The organism is Streptomyces sp. NPDC057302 (assembly GCF_042667685.1).
Classification (GTDB): domain Bacteria; phylum Actinomycetota; class Actinomycetes; order Streptomycetales; family Streptomycetaceae; genus Streptomyces.
On sequence record NZ_JBHUZJ010000017.1, the window covers coordinates 58,008 to 74,062 of the forward strand.

Annotated in this window: 17 protein-coding genes; 7 read left to right on the forward strand and 10 right to left on the reverse strand. The window is 70.4% G+C overall.

The genetic code is table 11. The annotated features are described in order from the left end of the window. Window positions 1–25: 25 nt before the first annotated feature. Window positions 26–1,630, forward strand: coding sequence for an alpha/beta hydrolase (locus ACFUPX_RS15315; RefSeq protein ID WP_383321264.1), 1,605 nt, complete (start codon window positions 26–28; stop codon window positions 1,628–1,630). A 98-nt stretch (window positions 1,631–1,728) separates the two neighbouring features. Here the strand turns inward: ACFUPX_RS15315 and ACFUPX_RS15320 are convergent, their stop codons facing one another. Beyond that, on the reverse strand, window positions 1,729–2,457 hold the full coding sequence (locus tag ACFUPX_RS15320) for a lysophospholipid acyltransferase family protein (RefSeq protein WP_383321267.1): 729 nt from the start codon (window positions 2,455–2,457) through the stop codon (window positions 1,729–1,731). 283 nt (window positions 2,458–2,740) lie between these two features. Between ACFUPX_RS15320 and ACFUPX_RS15325 the strand changes: the two genes are divergently transcribed. Next, a complete protein-coding gene (locus ACFUPX_RS15325; protein ID WP_383321270.1) occupies window positions 2,741–3,160 on the forward strand; it encodes an SSI family serine proteinase inhibitor in 420 nt (139 codons plus the stop codon). A 73-nt stretch (window positions 3,161–3,233) separates the two neighbouring features. On the opposite strand, the gene ACFUPX_RS15330 is transcribed toward ACFUPX_RS15325, so the two are convergent. From ACFUPX_RS15330 to ACFUPX_RS15350, 5 genes are all read right to left on the reverse strand, one after another. Further along, window positions 3,234–3,395, reverse strand: coding sequence for a hypothetical protein (locus tag ACFUPX_RS15330; RefSeq protein WP_190078913.1), 162 nt, complete (start codon window positions 3,393–3,395; stop codon window positions 3,234–3,236). A gap of 85 nt (window positions 3,396–3,480) precedes the next feature. Beyond that, the gene (locus ACFUPX_RS15335) at window positions 3,481–4,434 is read right to left on the reverse strand and encodes a cytochrome c oxidase assembly protein (protein ID WP_383321274.1); all 954 of its coding nucleotides are present in this window, start codon (window positions 4,432–4,434) and stop codon (window positions 3,481–3,483) included. A gap of 102 nt (window positions 4,435–4,536) precedes the next feature. Beyond that, window positions 4,537–5,562 (reverse strand): 6-phosphofructokinase, encoded by a 1,026-nt coding sequence (locus ACFUPX_RS15340; protein ID WP_363207124.1) that lies wholly within the window; start codon window positions 5,560–5,562, stop codon window positions 4,537–4,539. 143 nt (window positions 5,563–5,705) lie between these two features. Then, a complete protein-coding gene (locus ACFUPX_RS15345; protein WP_383321279.1) occupies window positions 5,706–6,434 on the reverse strand; it encodes a type 1 glutamine amidotransferase in 729 nt (242 codons plus the stop codon). A 40-nt stretch (window positions 6,435–6,474) separates the two neighbouring features. Beyond that, on the reverse strand, window positions 6,475–7,713 hold the full coding sequence (locus ACFUPX_RS15350; RefSeq protein ID WP_383321282.1) for a MurT ligase domain-containing protein: 1,239 nt from the start codon (window positions 7,711–7,713) through the stop codon (window positions 6,475–6,477). A gap of 142 nt (window positions 7,714–7,855) precedes the next feature. Between ACFUPX_RS15350 and def the strand changes: the two genes are divergently transcribed. Then, on the forward strand, window positions 7,856–8,395 hold the full coding sequence (gene def / locus ACFUPX_RS15355; RefSeq protein WP_383321285.1) for a peptide deformylase: 540 nt from the start codon (window positions 7,856–7,858) through the stop codon (window positions 8,393–8,395). 31 nt (window positions 8,396–8,426) lie between these two features. On the opposite strand, the gene ACFUPX_RS15360 is transcribed toward def, so the two are convergent. Then, window positions 8,427–9,074, reverse strand: coding sequence for a TetR family transcriptional regulator (locus ACFUPX_RS15360; protein ID WP_383321288.1), 648 nt, complete (start codon window positions 9,072–9,074; stop codon window positions 8,427–8,429). Between the two features lie 167 nt (window positions 9,075–9,241). Here ACFUPX_RS15360 and ACFUPX_RS15365 point away from each other — a divergent pair, with 167 nt between their 5' ends. The 4 genes from ACFUPX_RS15365 (at window position 9,242) to ACFUPX_RS15380 (ending at window position 13,032) form a co-directional block, all read left to right on the forward strand. Then, window positions 9,242–10,468, forward strand: a complete 1,227-nt coding sequence (locus ACFUPX_RS15365; RefSeq protein WP_383321291.1) for an acyl-CoA dehydrogenase family protein — start codon at window positions 9,242–9,244, stop codon at window positions 10,466–10,468. A 107-nt stretch (window positions 10,469–10,575) separates the two neighbouring features. Then, window positions 10,576–11,019: a MarR family winged helix-turn-helix transcriptional regulator gene (locus ACFUPX_RS15370; RefSeq protein WP_383321294.1), complete on the forward strand. Its 444-nt coding sequence runs from the start codon at window positions 10,576–10,578 to the stop codon at window positions 11,017–11,019. Next, on the forward strand, window positions 11,016–12,413 hold the full coding sequence (locus ACFUPX_RS15375) for an MFS transporter (protein ID WP_383321296.1): 1,398 nt from the start codon (window positions 11,016–11,018) through the stop codon (window positions 12,411–12,413). Before ACFUPX_RS15370 ends, ACFUPX_RS15375 begins: the two co-directional genes overlap by 4 nt. A 70-nt stretch (window positions 12,414–12,483) precedes the next feature. Continuing rightward, window positions 12,484–13,032, forward strand: coding sequence for an isochorismatase family protein (locus tag ACFUPX_RS15380; RefSeq protein ID WP_383321299.1), 549 nt, complete (start codon window positions 12,484–12,486; stop codon window positions 13,030–13,032). A gap of 28 nt (window positions 13,033–13,060) precedes the next feature. Here ACFUPX_RS15380 and ACFUPX_RS15385 read toward each other — a convergent pair whose 3' ends face one another. The 3 genes from ACFUPX_RS15385 to ACFUPX_RS15395 form a co-directional block, all read right to left on the reverse strand. Then, entirely contained in the window at window positions 13,061–13,849 is a 789-nt protein-coding gene (locus ACFUPX_RS15385; protein ID WP_383321302.1) for a GNAT family N-acetyltransferase, read from the reverse strand. A gap of 211 nt (window positions 13,850–14,060) precedes the next feature. After that, window positions 14,061–15,101 carry a 3-oxoacyl-[acyl-carrier-protein] synthase III C-terminal domain-containing protein gene (locus ACFUPX_RS15390; RefSeq protein WP_383321305.1) on the reverse strand — a complete coding sequence of 347 codons (1,041 nt, stop codon included), beginning with the start codon at window positions 15,099–15,101 and terminating at the stop codon, window positions 14,061–14,063. 106 nt (window positions 15,102–15,207) lie between these two features. After that, window positions 15,208–16,029, reverse strand: coding sequence for a helix-turn-helix domain-containing protein (locus ACFUPX_RS15395; protein WP_383321308.1), 822 nt, complete (start codon window positions 16,027–16,029; stop codon window positions 15,208–15,210). Window positions 16,030–16,055 lie beyond the last annotated feature (26 nt).

A 16,055-nucleotide genomic window follows, 5' to 3' on the forward strand; every position in this document is an offset into this window, starting at 1 on the left:
GTAGATCGACAGGGGGAGGAACCAGTTGAGACGCACCACAGCATTCGGCGCCGCCGGCACGCTCATCACGGGCTCGCTCATAGCGGGCGCGATCATGGCGCCCGTCGCCAGTGCCGACGCCCGCCGGAGCGGCGGCGGCGCTGACGCCCGTCAGCGCACCAGCGCCGAGGCGCGCGGTGTCGCGCTCGCGGCGCAGCGCGCCGCCAAGGCAGGCATCGACTGGCAGGCATGCCCCGCCGACTGGGGTCTGGACAAGGCGATCAAGTGCGGCTTTGTCACTGTTCCGCTCGATTACGCCAAGCCCAACGGCAAGAAGATCAAGCTCGCCGTGGACCGCATCGGCAGCACCGGGACGAAGAAGGAGCGCCAGGGCGCTCTTCTCTACAACCCGGGCGGCCCCGGCGCCTCCGGGCTCCGCTTCCCCAACCGCGTGGTCACCAAGGCCCCGCTCTGGGAGAAGACGGCGAAGGCGTACGACTTCGTGGGCTTCGAGCCGCGCGGTGTCGGTCACTCGGCGCCCATCTCCTGCGTGGACCCGCAGGAGTTCGTCAAGGCACCCAAGCTCGACCCGGTGCCCGACTCCGCGGCGGACAAGCGCGCGCAGCGCAAGCTCGCCGCCGAGTACGCGGACGGCTGCGCCGAGCGCAGCGGCGAGATGCTGCCGCACATGACGACGCCGAACACCGCACGCGACCTGGACGTCATCCGGGCCGGGCTCGGTGAGAAGAAGCTGAACTTCCTCGGCGTCTCCTACGGCACCTACCTCGGCGCGGTCTACGGGACGCTGTTCCCGTCGCATGTGCGCCGCATGGTCGTCGACTCGGTGGTCAACCCGTCGAAGAAGAAGATCTGGTACGAGGCCAACCTCGACCAGGACGTCGCCTTCGAGATCCGTCTCAAGGACTGGATGAAGTGGGTCGCCAAGTACGACGCCACCTTCCACCTCGGCAACACCGCCGAGAAGGTCAGCAAGAACTGGGACAAGCTGCGTGCCGGCGCGAAGAAGGAGCCGCTGGGCGGAGTGGTCGGCCCCGCCGAGCTCATCGCCTACTTCCAGAGCGCTCCGTACTACGACTCCGCCTGGGTGGAGATCGCGACGAACTTCAGCAAGTACGTCGCCGGTGACGCCAAGCCGCTGATCGAGGCGGCAAGCCCCGACCTGTCGGACACCGCGGGCAACATCGCGTCGGAGAACGGCAACGCCGTCTACACCGCCGTCGAGTGCGCGGACGCCAAGTGGCCCACCAGCTGGAAGAAGTGGGACCGCGACAACACCCGCATCCACCGCGACAACCCGTTCATGACGTGGTCCAACGCGTGGATGAACCTGCCCTGCGCGACCTGGAAGAGCAAGCAGCACGAGCCGGTCGAGGTCAAGACCGGCAAGGGCCTGCCGCCCGTCCTGATCGCCCAGTCGACCCGTGACGCGGCCACCCCGTACGAGGGTGCCGTCGAGCTGCACAAGCGGTTCAAGGGCTCGCGTCTGATCACGGAGAAGGACGCCGGCTCGCACGGCATCACGAACCTGGTCAACCCGTGCCTCAACGACCGTGTCGAGGCATACCTGCTGACCGGCAAGCTGGACAGCAAGGACGTGACGTGCGCACCGCACGCCACGCCCAAGCCGTAACGGCTCGCCGCTAGGCGGCAGAAGGGGGGCGGCCGGGTTTCCGGCCGCCCCCCTTCTGCCATCCCTGCATGACCTTGGCAGGACCGTACGTCAGGGCATCAACTCAGTGGCATCCGGGGGAACTTCCGCCTGCTCGCCGCGGCGGCCCGCTCGGCCTCCTCCGCCTTCACGACCGCGGCGTACTTGTCGACGTACTCCTGCCCCGAGAGCCCGAGGATGGCGTACATGATCTCGTCCGTGACCGCGCGCAGGACCGCCTTCTCGTTCTCCATGCCCGCGTAGCGCGAAAAGTCCAGCGGTGCGCCGAAGCGGATGGACACACTCTGGAAGTTCGGCACCTTCTGGCCCGGCGGCTGCGCCTCGAACGTGCCGATCATCGCGCACGGGATCACCGGCACCTGCGCCTTGAGCGCCATCACGGCGACGCCGACCTTGCCCTTGTAGAGCCTGCCGTCGTGCGAGCGGGTGCCCTCCGGGTAAACGCCGAGCAGTTCCCCCTTGCGCAGCACGCCGAGACCCTCGCGGATCGCGGCCTGGCCGGCCTCCTTGCCGGTGCGGTCCACCGGGATCTGCCCGGCGCTGTGGAAGAACGCGGCCGTGAGGCGGCCCTTGATGCCGGGTCCCGTGAAGTACTCGGCCTTGGCGAGGAAGGTGATCCGCCGCTTGATGATGGCGGGCATCAGGAAGTGGTCCGAGAACGAGAGGTGGTTGCCCGCCACGATGGCCGCGCCGGATTCCGGTATGTGGTCGAGCCCCTCGATACGCGGCCGGAACATGAGCCGCAACAGCGGCCCCAGGACGACGTACTTCAGCAGGTAATAGAACACCCGTTGCTCCTCACTCCGGTGGACCGGCCTGGGTACTGCGTCGTCGCAGGTCACGGGTCCTCGCGCAGCGGTCAGTTTAGGTGCGCCGTCCCTACGGGAGAAGGGAGCGAAGCCGGTGGCCCCGGTCCGTTGGCCGACGGGACACCCCTAGGGGACACCCACACGGGCCGCGCGCCGACCTCGTACGAGGGACCCGGCGGCGTGTCGCCCGGGTGCGCGGCGGCTGCGGGGGTGGCCTGGCTTCTCTCTCCGACGCAGCACGTCACCGTCCCAGGAGGTCCCCATGAGGTCCCGTCCCACGTCCAGCCTGCGCCGCCCCGTCGTCGCCACCGCCGTCGCGCTGATCTCCCTCGCCGTGGCCGCGCCCGCCCACGCGGCCGAAGGAACGGCCCCCGCCCGGTCGAAGGGCGTCTTCCTCACCGTCACCGGGCAGGACAACGCCTGGGTCCGCGGGGTCCTGCTCGACTGCGTGACCCAGCGGCCCGCGCACCACCCGCACGCGGCCGATGCCTGTGCGGCGATCGACAAGGCGCACGGCGACTTCGACGCCCTGGCCGCGAAGCCGGGGATGTGCACCAAGCAGTACGCCCCGGTCACCGTGAGCGCGACGGGCAGCCACCGCGGCAGGCCGGTCAGCTGGAACAAGACGTTCGGCAACGCCTGCGAGATGGACCTCTCGACGGGCGCCGTCTTCCGCTTCTGACCGCTTTTGGCAAAGCGTTCAGCAGAGCTGCCGACAGCGCCCCGCGCCTCTCCTCGCCGCCGCGCGGCGCCCCTCAGGGGGTGCTGCGCGAGAGCACCATCGCCAGTGTGAGCATCCCGATCACGACCCAGCCGAACCACAGCCAGCCGTTGCTCCCGAGCGCGACCGTGTACGCGGTCACCGCGACCAATCCTCCGATGGTGAATACACCCATCGTCTTCGTCGAATCAGGCATCGCCCTGCCTCCTCCCGGCAGCCCCGGCGCCTCGACGCCAAGACCGCGGCCTGAGACCATCCTGACCCGCGAAGACCCTTCGCCGCTAGCGCCCGCGCGCGGCCAGTGATGCCAGATAGGCGTTGTACGCCTCCAGCTCCTTGTCGCCGTCGCGGTCCGCGGCCCGGTCCGTACGCCGTGCCTGGCGCTGTTCGGAGCGGTACCACTGGAAGAGCAGCGCGAGCAGCACGAGCACCGAAGGCACCTCGCTGAACGCCCACGCGATGCCGCCCGCCGCGGTCTGGTCGGCCAGCGCGTCGATGCCCAGGGAGGAGGGCGGGTTCTTGTACGTGCCGACCATCGGCTCGGACGCCATCATCAGCGCGATGCCGAAGAACGCGTGGAAGGGCATCCCGGCGAACAGCTCCAGCATCCGCATGATGTAGCCGGGCCGGTGCGGCCCCGGGTCGACGCCCATGATCGGCCAGAAGAAGACCAGGCCGACCGCGAGGAAGTGGACCATCATCCCGATGTGGCCCACCTTGGACCCCATCAGGGTGTCGAAGATCGGGGTGAAGTAGAGCGCGTACAGGCTCGCGATGAAGAGCGGGATCGTGAACGCGGGGTGCGTGATGATCTTCATGTAGCGGCTCTGGAGGACCCACAGCAGCCACTCGCGCGGGCCCTTGTGCCCCCGGCGTGCCGCGACCGGCAGCGCGCGCAGGGCGAGGGTGATCGGAGCGCCCATCAGGATCAGGATCGGCGACAGCATGCTGATGATCATGTGCTGCACCATGTGCACGCTGAACATGACCATGCCGTAGTCGTTCAGCTTGGTGCACATCACGAGCAGGATGGTCAGCACGCCCACCACGAACGAGATCGTGCGGCCGACCGGCCACTTGTCCCCGCGCCGTACGAGCCGGACCATGCCCCAGCCGTAGAGCGCGAGCGCCGCCAGGCAGCCGATGAGGAAGAAGGGGTCGGCCGAGAACTCGAGCCCGCGCCCCAGCGTGAACGGCGGCAGATCCATGTTCATGCCGTGCCCGCTGTGATCCATCCACTGGCTCCTGATTCGTGCGGTTGTGCGCTGTGTGTCCGCACCAGACTAGAACGGCCCCCGGACGCGGACGCGTCCGGGGGCCGTTCGTTCAGCCTTGATCTAGAGGACGCACTCCGCCTCGGCGTAGCGCTCGTCCGGCACCGTTTTGAGGGTCTCGACGGCCTCGGCCAGCGGGACCATCGTGATGTCCGTGCCGCGCAGCGCCGTCATCTTGCCGAACTCGCCGCGGTGCACGGCCTCCACGGCGTGCCAGCCGAAACGGGTGGCCAGCACGCGGTCGTACGCGGTGGGGGTGCCGCCGCGCTGGACGTGCCCGAGGATCACCGGGCGCGCCTCCTTGCCCAGGCGCTGCTCCAGCTCGCCGGAGAGCCGCGTGGCGATGCCCGCGAACCGCTCGTGGCCGTACATGTCCTTGGTGCCCTCGTCGAAGTCCATCGTGCCCTCACGGGGCTTGGCGCCTTCGGCGGCCACGACGATCGCGAACTTCTTGCCCGCGGAGAACCGTTCGCCGACCTTCCGCGCCAGCTCCTCGATGTCGAAGGGCCGCTCCGGCACGACGATCGCGTGCGCCCCGGCGGCCATGCCCGAGTGCAGCGCGATCCAGCCGGTGTGCCGGCCCATGACCTCGACGATCAGGACCCGCTGGTGCGACTCGGCGGTCGTCTTGAGGCGGTCGAGGGCCTCGGTCGCCACGCCGACCGCGGTGTCGAAGCCGAACGTCACGTCGGTGACCGCGATGTCGTTGTCGATCGTCTTGGGCACCCCGACGATCGGCAGACCCGCGTCCGAAAGCAGCCGGGCCGCCTTCAGCGTGCCTTCGCCGCCGATCGGGATGACCGCGTCCAGGCCCAGGTCGGCGAGGTGGCCCTTGGCCCGCTCGACGCCGTCGCGCAGATGCGCGGGCTGGACCCGGGACGAGCCGAGAATCGTTCCGCCACGGGCCAGGATGCCGCCCACCGCGTCCAGGTCGAGCTTGCGGTAGTCGCACTCGAGAAGGCCACGCCAGCCGTCGTGGAAGCCGATGACCTCGTCCCCGTGGTCGACGACGGCGCGGTGCACGACCGAACGGATGACGGCGTTCAGACCGGGGCAGTCGCCGCCGGAGGTGAGGACACCAATGCGCATAGCCCGGAATACCTTTGCAACGTGGGCCGAAGTCCGGACCACGTCGTCCGGCTGGAACCCCGCCACCCTATAGGCGGCAGGGGGCGGGGCAGCACCGGGCGTCCGACTGCTGGACGCCCCCGCTCACCTGTGCGGCGGGTGCTTCAGGCGGGCTGCTGCGCCGCCGTCATGCGCTCGGCGCGCAGCGCCTCGTACCAGCGGTCGTCCGTCGGCGGCAGCGCGTTCACGTCGAGGGCCAGCTTCAGGAGCAGGTCGGCGATCAGCGGGTTGCGGGCGAGGACGGGGCCGTGCATGTACGTGCCGAAGACCGTGCCGTTGAAGGCGCCCTCGGTGCCGTCGCCCGTGCCGTTGCCCCGGCCGAGCGAAACGCGTGCGAAGGGGCGCGCCGAGGGGCCGATGTGCGTGATGCCCTGGTGGTTCTCGAAGCCGGTCAGCGAGGGCAGGCCCAGCTGCGGGTCGATCTCGCCGAGGACGTCGCCGACGCAGCGGTCGCCCTCGCCGCGCGTGGAGACCACGTCGAGCAGGCCGAGGCCCGGCTCGCGCTGGCCGAGGTCGTTGATGAACTCGTTGCCCAGGATCTGGTAGCCCGCGCACACCGAGAAGACGATCGCGCCGTTGCCCACGGCACGCTGCAGACCGCCGTCGCGGCGCAGACGCTCGGCCGCGAGGCGCTGCGGGCGGTCCTCACCGCCGCCGATCAGGTAGATGTCGCCGGAGGTGGGCACCGGCTGGTCGCTGCGCACGTCGTAGCGCTCGACCTGGAGCCCGCGCTGCTGGGCGCGGCGCTCCACGACCAGGGCGTTGCCCTGGTCTCCGTACGTGCTGAGCAGGTCGGGGTAGACCCACACCAGCCGCAGGCTGTTGTCGCTCATGCTCATTCGTCCCTACGAGGGTCTAGAGGGTCCGGTGGGGTCAGTTGCCGACGCGGCGGCGCAGGTCCTGGAACGCGGTGTAGTTCGCGATCGTCTCGATCCGTCCCGGCGGCGCGAGCTGCACGGCCTCGTCGAGGGACTCGCAGACCCGGAACTCAAGGCCAGCGACCTCAAGACGCACCGCGAGGTCCAGCTTGCGGTCGCCGAGGACGAAGATCGGGTGTCCGGCGAGGCGCGTGTAGTCGACGTCCCACAGCCAGGAGGTGTCGGTGCCGTCGGCGCCACGGGCGTTCACGGAGAGCACCACCGGGGTGGGCGGCGGGTCGATCAGCGAAAACGTTTCGAGCCAGCCCGCGGGGTTCTTCGCGAGCAGCAGACGCAGATCACGGCCCTGGAACTGCACGACGTCATAGCGTCCCGCGACGGCCTGCACCTGGTACATCCGCTCCAGGGCGACCTGCGGCGGCACGCCGAAGACGGCGGCGACGGCGGCCGAGGTGGTCGCGTTCGCCTTGTTCGCGCGGCCCGGCAGCTGGAGGTGGATCGGCCAGGCCGAACCGTGCGGGTCCAGGACGTGGTCACCGGAGAGCACCCAGCTGGGCGCGGGGCGGCGGAAGCCGCACTCGCCGCAGAACCAGTCGTCCCCGGGACGCTGCATCACACCGCCGCAGGAGGGGCACGACCAGGCGTCGTCCTTCCACTCCTGGCCCGCGGCCACCCATACGACGTTCGGCGACGAGGACGCGGCCCAGACGACCAGCGGGTCGTCGGCGTTCGCGATCACGACCGCCTTGGATCCGGCCAGGCCCTCACGCCAGGCCTCCGCCATCATGCGGGTCTCACCGGCGCGGTCGAGCTGGTCGCGCGAGAGGTTGAGCAGCGCGATCGCCTTCGGCTCCACGTCACGGGCGACACCGGCGAGGTACTTCTCGTCGACCTCGATCACGCCGTACCTGGCGTCCGAGCCGCCCGCGAGGGCCGAGGTGATACCGGCCGGCATGTTCGCGCCCAGGGCGTTCGACACCACGGGCCCGCTGGCGCGCAGCGCCTCGGCGAGCAGCCGGGTGGTGGTCGTCTTGCCGTTCGTGGCGGAGACGAGCACCACGTCCAGGTGCGTGGCGAGACGCCCGAGCAGGTCGGGGTCGAGTTTGAGTGACACGCGGCCGCCGATCACCGATCCGCTGCCGCGGCCCGCCGCGCGCGACACCGCCGCGGCCGCCTTGCCCGCCGTCACGGCCAGCTTGGCCCGCGGCGACAGCGGGTCCGTGTTGCCTGCCATCAGTTCTGGATCCTCCTTGCGTACGGCGCCGCGCCTGCCCCCGGCAACGCGATGAACCTCAGCCTATCGAGATCCACTCCCAAGCCCGAACCGCGGCACCACCCCGACCCCGGGGCTTTCCAAGGACCGTACCCTTGCCGCCATGCGAAGCGGCTCGATCCCGGGCGCCTCAGGGCGCGTACGACCTCTGACACTGCTCGGTGACCCCGTGCTGCACAAGCCCTGCGAGGAGGTCACCGCTTTCGGCCCCGAACTGGCCCGGCTCATCGAGGACATGTACGCCACGATGTACGCCGCCCAGGGCGTGGGTCTGGCTGCCAACCAGATCGGCGTGAGCCGACGGGTCTTCGTGTACGACTGCCCGGACGACGACGATGTACGTCATCTCGGGTACGTGGTGAACCCGCGCCTCGTGGAGGCGGACGGAGTCAGCGTGCGCGGCCCGGAGGGCTGTCTCTCGCTGCCGGGCCTCGAAGCGGGCACGCCCCGCTTCGACCACGCCGTGGTGGAGGGGCTCGACATGCTGGGTGAGCCGGTGCGGGTGCACGGAACCGGCTGGTTCGCGCGCTGCCTGCAGCACGAGTGCGACCACTTGGAGGGCGGCGTCTACACCGATCACGTCACGGGCTGGCGGCGGCGCAAGGTTCTGCGGGCCGCCGCCAAGGCGTCCTGGAACAGCTGACGCCCCGCGCCCGGCCGGTCCTGTCAGGTCCTCAGAACCCGGGGCCGCCGACGCGGTTGCCCGCCGCGGCGAGCCGTCCCCACAGCAGGTCGGCCAGGCTGCTGACCAACTCGGCGCGCGGGCAGGGGCGTTCGCCCAGCCACCAGTCGCCCGCCGCGTGCATCATGCCGACGATGCCGTGCCCCCACACGCGGGCGAGCTGCGCGCTTCCCGGGCCGAGATCGACCCGCTCCTCGATGACCTGCGCGAGCTCCTCGCCCATGCGGCGCAGGACCGGGGCGGAGTGCAGACCCACGTCGAAGCCCTGCTCGCCGGGGGCGGCGCCGTCCGAGGGGTGCATGAGGAAGCGGTATACCTGCGGGCGGGCCTCGATCGCGGCGAGGTAGGTGTCGAGGGTCTGCTCGACGCGCTCCCTGCGCTCGGCCGGGGCGTCCAGGGCGGCGCGCAGCGATTCGAGGAGCGCGTCGGTGTGCCGCGTGGCGAGCGCGGCGTACAGTCCGCCCTTGTCGCCGAAGTGCCGGTAGAGGATCGGCTTGGTGATGCCGGCCTCCGCGGCGATGGCGTTCATCGAGGCGCCGGGCCCGTCGCGAAGCACCACCCGGTCCGCGGCCTCGAGCAGCTCGCGCCGCCGGCGCTCGGCAGACCGTTGCTGCTCGGTCTGCTGTGTGGTGGTCTCCATAGCGTTTCTCTCCCCGCCCATGCGATTGCGCCCCGCACGCGCAACGTAACACCCCGCGCGAGGCGCCCATCGAACGGGCGGCCGGGAGTTGACATCGGCTACCGGCCGGTAACAGACTCCAGTTACCGCAAGTAACGTACGTCTTCACCGCAGGTCCTGGAGGGGTCATGGCCGAGTTCACCATGGAGCTCAACGACGAACAGAAGGAGGTCCGGGACTGGCTCCACGGGTTCGCCGCTGATGTGATCCGTCCGGCCGCCGCCGAGTGGGACGAGCGCGAAGAGACGCCGTGGCCGATCATCCAGGAGGCCTCGAAGCTGGGGATCTACTCCCTCGACTTCTACGCCCAGCAGTTCTTCGACCCCACGGGCCTGGGCATCGTGATGGCGACCGAGGAGATCTTCTGGGGTGACGCGGGCATCGGCCTGTCCATCATGGGCACGGGCCTGGCCGCCGTCGGCGTGCTCGCCAACGGCACCGAGGAGCAGATCGGCACCTGGATCCCGCAGATGTACGGCGACGTGAACGACGTCAAGCTCGCCGCCTTCTGCTCCTCCGAGCCCGACGCGGGCTCGGACGTGGCCGCGATGCGCACCCGCGCCGTCTACGACGAGGCCAAGGACGAGTGGGTCCTCAACGGCACGAAGACCTGGGCGACCAATGGCGGCATAGCCAACGTCCACGTCGTCGTCGCGGTCGTCGACGCCGAGCTCGGCTCCAAGGGCCACGCCTCCTTCATCGTCCCGCCGAACACCCCGGGCCTCTCCCAGGGCCAGAAGTTCAAGAAGCACGGCATCCGGGCCTCGCACACCGCCGAGGTCGTCCTGGAGGACGTCCGCATCCCCGGGCACTGCCTGCTCGGCGGCAAGGAGAAGCTCGACGAGCGCCTCGCCCGCGCCAGGGAGCGCGCCAAGACCGGCGGCGAACGCGTGAAGAACGCCGCGATGGCCACGTTCGAGGCGTCCCGCCCGGTGGTCGGCGCCATGGCCGTGGGCACGGCCCGTGCCGCGTACGAGGAGGCCCTGGAGTACGCCAAGACGCGTACGCAGTTCGGCCGCCCGATCATCGACAACCAGGGCATCGCCTTCCAGCTCGCCGACATGCGTACACAGATCGACGCGGCCCGTCTGCTCGTCTGGCGCGCTTCGTGGATGGCGAGCACCGGCAAGAAGTTCGAGTCGGCCGAGGGCTCGATGTCGAAGCTGTACGCGAGCGAGGTCGCCAAGAAGGTCACCGCGCAGGCGGTGCAGATCCTCGGCGGCAACGGCTTCACGCGGGAGTACCCGGTGGAGCGCATGCACCGTGACGCCGCGATCTACACGATCTTCGAGGGCACGAGCGAGATCCAGCGTCTGGTGATCGCCCGCACGTTGTCGGGGATGCCGATCCGCTAGCAGGGGCGCAAGCCCGCCGGCAGAGGCGCAAGTCCGCCGACAGGGGTGCGAGAGAGATAGACAGGCAGCCTTGCAAGGTTGCCTGTCTATCTCGTACGGTGACGTACATGAGCGCACCCCTTGACGACTCGGCCCCCGAGCAGATCGCCGCCGACCTGTCGAACGTCGTCCGGCGACTCGTGCGACGCCTGCGCGGCGTGACACCGGCGACCGGACTCAGCCCCACGCAGCGTTCCGTGCTCGCCCGCCTCGACCACGGGGGCCCCGCCACCACCGCGGCCCTGGCCCGCGAGGAGCTCGTCAGGCCCCAGTCCATGCGCCTGACCGTGGCCGCCCTCGAGGAGATGGGGTTCGTCGAGCGCGCCCCCGATCCCGACGACGGGCGGCAGTCCGTCGTCTCCGTGACCGATCCGGGGCACCGCACGCTCACCGAGATGCGGGCCGCCAAGCACGACTGGCTCTCGACGGCCCTGGCCGACGGACTCGATCCGGCCGAGCGCCGCCAACTGGCCGATGCCATCGTGCTGTTGGAGCGACTGGTGCAGAAGTGAGGGCGGCGACGACCACGCCGGCCCGCCCGGCGGCGGACGGGCGTCCCGCCTTCGGGGCGCGGCTCACCGCGCCCCTCCTCCTCGGCTCCCTGCTCAACCCGCTCAACACGACGATGATCTCCACCGCCCTGGTGGCGATCGGGCACGACTTCGGCGTCGGCGCCGCCGACACCGTCTGGCTCGTGTCCGTCCTCTACCTCGCGAGCGCCGTCTCCCAGCCGGTGCTCGGCAAGCTCGCCGACAGCATCGGGCCGCGCCGGGTCTTCCTCGGCGGGCTCGTGGGCGTCGTCGCCTCCGGGCTCGTCGGCACGCTCGCCACCGGCTTCGGCTGGCTGCTCGTCTCCCGGCTGCTACTGGGCGTCGGCACCTCCGCCGCCTACCCCGCGGCCATGGCCGTCCTGCGCGACGAGTCACGCAGGCTGGGCACGCCGACTCCGCGCACCGTCCTTGGCCGGCTCTCCTTCGCCGCGCTCGGCAGCGCGGCGATCGGACCGACGCTCGGCGGCCTCCTGGTCGCGACCGCCGGATGGCGCGGCATCTTCGCCGTCAACATCCCCGTCGCACTCCTCGCGTACGGCGCGGCGCTCCGCTGGATCCCCAAGGACCCGCCGCCAGGGGAGCGGCGGGGCAAGGGCGCCGCGGGAGGCCTCGACCCCCTCGGCACCCTGCTCTTCACCGGCGCGCTGACCTGCCTCGTCGTCTTCCTGCTCGACCTGGCGCACCCCCTGTGGTGGCTGCTGGCCCCCGTGGCGGCGCTCTCCGCCGTGCTGACCTGGTGGCAGCTGCGTCACCCGCACCCCTTCATCGACCTGCGCATGCTCGGCCGCAACCACGCGCTGGCCCGCACCTATCTGCGGCACGGCCTGAGCTACCTCGTCGTGTACTGCGTGATGTACGGATTCACCCAGTGGCTGGAGGAGGCGCGCGGCCTCTCGTCCCTGCACACCGGGCTCGTCATGCTCCCCATGTCGCTCGCCGCGCTCGCCTGCTCACTGCTCGGCGCCCGTACGAAGGGCATTCGCGCCCCGCTGGGCATCGCCTCCGTCCTGCTCGTCGTGGGCAGCGGGCTGCTCTTCCTCACCTCGGGCGGTACGCCGCTCGCCGTGCTCCTCCTGGCGGGCGCCTGCTTCGGCATCCCGCAGGGCCTGATGGGCACCAGCAACCAAGCGGCCGTCGCGAGTTTCGCCCCGGCCGACGCGATCGGCTCGGCCGCGGGGCTGCAGCGCACGGCCCAGTACATCGGCGCCATCGCCGCGTCCGGTCTGATCGGCCTCGCCTACGGGCAGCGGGCCGACGACGCGGGCCTGCACCTCATGGCCGCGGTCGGCGCCGTCCTGGCGCTGGCCCTGGTCGCCCTGACCCTCACCGACCGGGCCTTGCGCGCCCGCCCCTGACTGACCAACTCCCTCCCCAACCATCCCCGTACGACCCCCGTACGACCCCCGTAAGAAAGAGATCTGAGCCATGACTGCCACCACCCTCGACCCCACCACGGCGCTCGTCATCGTCGACCTCCAGAAGGGCATCACCGGCCTGCCCACGGTCCATCCCTCCGCGGAGATCGTCGAACGCTCCGCCCGTCTCGCCGACGCCTTCCGCGAGCGCGGCCTGCCCGTCGTCCTGGTCCGGGTCACCGGCGGCGCCCCCGGGCGTACCGAAGGCCCCGCCCGCGGCGGCGACGTACCCGCGGACTGGGCGGACTTGGTGCCCGAACTCGGCCGCCAGGAAAGCGACATCGTCGTCACCAAGCAGCAGTGGGGCGCCTTCTACGGCACCGACCTCGACCTCCAGCTGCGCCGCCGGGGCGTCACCCAGGTGGTGGTCACCGGCATCGCGACGAGCATCGGCGTCGAGTCGACGGCCCGCGCGGCACACGAGCACGGCTACCACGTCACGGTCGCCGTGGACGCGGTCACCGAAATGGACGCCGAGGCGCACCGCAACAGCGTCGAGAAGGTCTTCCCGAGGCTCGGCGAGACGGACACGGCGGAAGCGATCATGAAGCTGCTGTGATCGACCCGGGGACGGGCGCCGGTACGGGCTAGGGCCGGTACACGTACGGCGTCGTCACGCTCAGCTGCTCGAACCCGAGGCGCTGGAGGATCGGGCGGCTGTCCTCCGTGGCGTCCACCTGGAGGTAGCGGTAGCCGCGTTCGGCGGCGATGCGGGTGCGGTGGGCGATCAGCGCCCGGTAGATGCCCTTGCCCCGCCACTCGGGCGCGGTGCCGCCGCCCCAGAGGCCCGCGAAGTCGGTGCCGGGGCAGAACTCCATGCGGGCCGAGCTCACCGGCACGTCGCCGGCCATCGCGACCACCGCGACGATGGTGTCCGGGGTCTCGGTCAGCTGGGCGAGGACCCGCTTGGCGAGGCGTTCGCCGAGATCCGAGCTGTCCTCGCCGAACGCCACGTCGTGGGCGTCCGCCATCAGCCGCGCACCGGCCGCGTCCGTCACCGGCAACAGGCGTACGCCTTCGGGCAGTACGGGCTCCGTCGGCAGGTCGGCGACCTCGGCCACCAGCATGGTCTCCGCCGGCTCGGGGACGAAGCCCGCCGCCAGCAGGCGGTCGGCGAGGTCGGCCGGGCTGTCGTGGGAGTGCAGCTTCCACTCGAACTCGCGCCCGAGCGAGCCGTAGTGGCGCACCTGCTCGGCGATGACGGCATCGGCCGTCGCCGCATCGACATCCGCCCAGTGAACGCCGTTCCAGTCATGCGCGGCCCCGGTCTGCCGAACGACGGCCCCGACCCGCTCGACACACACACCGGCACTGTCCGCCTGAGCGCCACGCCGGATCTGCCGGTCGTACGCCGCCAATACCGCTTCGAGATCCATGCGGGCACTTCAGCAGCGGGGCGGGGGTGGGGCAAGCGAATTACCGCTGGTGGCGCTCCAACTCCACCCTTGGGCGCAGACCCTGCGGCAGGCCGCAGCTCCTGGGGTGCACGGCCATCGCATACTGCCCTCGCCAGGGCGGTGAGTACGGAGGATGAGGGAGGGCGGCGCGGCGCGGCGCGTCGGTGGGATGCCGGGGGAAAGCTCCTGGTTACGCCTGCCAGTGACAGCGCAGGGCCGCGGTGGCGAAGCCGGGGCCGAAGGCGACGGAGACGCCGTGCGCACCCTCTGCGGGCGGGGCCGCATGGGTGCGTTCAAGGACCCGGAAGACGCTCGCGCCGCCCATGTTGCCCTCATCGGTGAGTGTGTCCACGGAATGGCGGATGTCATGGGCATCGAGACCGAGTGCCTTCGCGGCGTCCGAGATGATGCGATGGCCGCCGGGGTGGATCACTGCGAAGTCGACATTCTGCGGCCCGAGCCAGTCCATGAGGACCGGGAACGTTTCGGCAGCGGCGGACGGGGCCTGCTTGGTGGAATCGAAATGCATCCCGCGTGCGTCAAGTCGGCCTCTGTACCGGTCGAGGCTGTCGGGCAGCGTGTACTCGAAGGTGTCCTCGATGGCCAGGCCCGCGGTCAGCGGAGTTCCGGTGACGACCGCGGCGCCCGCGGCGTCCGCGAACAACGCCTTGTAGATCATCGCTTCCATGGTCGTGGCGGAGTGGTTGTAGGAGGTGGAGAGGACTTCCGCCGCCACCACCAAGACCTTGCTGTCCGGATGCGCGGCGATGAGGTCCGATGCTCGGACGAGGCTTTGGACGCCTCCGGCACAGGCGACGGTCGTCAGTGCGACACGGCGCACTGTGGGGCGCAGGCCGAGCCGAGCCATGAGGTGGATGTCGAGGTTGGGGACGGCCCAGCCGGTGGAGTGCGTGGTGACGATCGCGTCGATGTCTCCCGCCGTCAGCCCTGCCGCGGCGAGGGCTGCCGTGGCGGCCTGCTCGGACATCGTGACGGCATCGTCGAACGCGGCCTGGGTGCGCTCGTGGACGTCGGCCGTGCCGGAGACGGTGGGTGAGATGAGGGGGCGGGTGAAATGGCGGGTGCGTACACCGCAATTGCCCACGACACGCAGGATCGAGGAGAGCCGCGGGTGATCGTGGTGGTGGGCGCGGATGTTGTCGGCTATCTCATCGGTCGTGACCTTGTGCGAGCCGAACACGGTTCTGGGGCTGGATACGAAGGCAGGCACGGTTGCTCCCACGGTGCTAGGGCGGGCGGGTGCCGTTCAACGTACTTGACGGGGCTGAAATCCTACCCCTGCGCTTGCGGGGGGAAGGGCAGCGGCAGACGTGCCGTCAGTTGGCTCGAAGTACCGGCGCGCGAGTGTGACTGCGCTGTGCGCCCGCCTTGAATATGAGGATGAACAACCGTGCACCGGGCGCCGCCATGGGTTGTGCCGCGCAGATCGACACCCATCCCGGCCCGTGCAGGGCGTGGCGCAACGGGCGTTCGTGCCCGTCGGGATGGATCAGGGCGCCGTCGGTCTCGTACAGGGCGGCCATCTCGGGGTCCGTGAGGACCTCTTTCTCGATCTGGCGGAGAATCTCGTCGTCCGGCCGGGCCGTGAGCGCGGCACGCAGCTGCGGTAGAACCATCGGCGCCCACGAGTTGCGCCAGTCCGTCAAAGATTCCCGGCCGTTGCGGTCAAGAAGCATCCACCGCATGGTGTTGCTCGGTACGTGGCCTTCGGGGAACAGGGCGGCGAAGGCGTCGTTGTGCGCGAGCAACTCCCATGAGGCGTCGGTGACGTACGCCATGTGCTTGATGCCGTCCACGGCCTCCCGCCACACACCGGCGATCTCCTTGCCTGATGACGAGTACAGCGGTCCCGGTGGCTCCTGCATCAATGCGTACCGACACAGCGAAACCCACTCCTGCTCATTGAGCCCGAACAACCGCGCCACATCCCGCAGCAGCGAAGTGGGCGGATTGGGGTAACTGCCCGACTCCAGGCGGTGATACGTCCCGATCGCCCGGTGCAGCAGCTGGTCGACCTGATGCTGGGAGAGGCCGCGGGCCCGGCGTCCCTGGCCCGTGGGGCGGCTGAAGCCGTGTGATTCGGGGGCAATGAGGGCGCGTCGTTCGCGGAGCAGTGCGCGCAGCGCCGTCTTGTTCATGGTGGGTAATCCCTCTTGGTGCATGC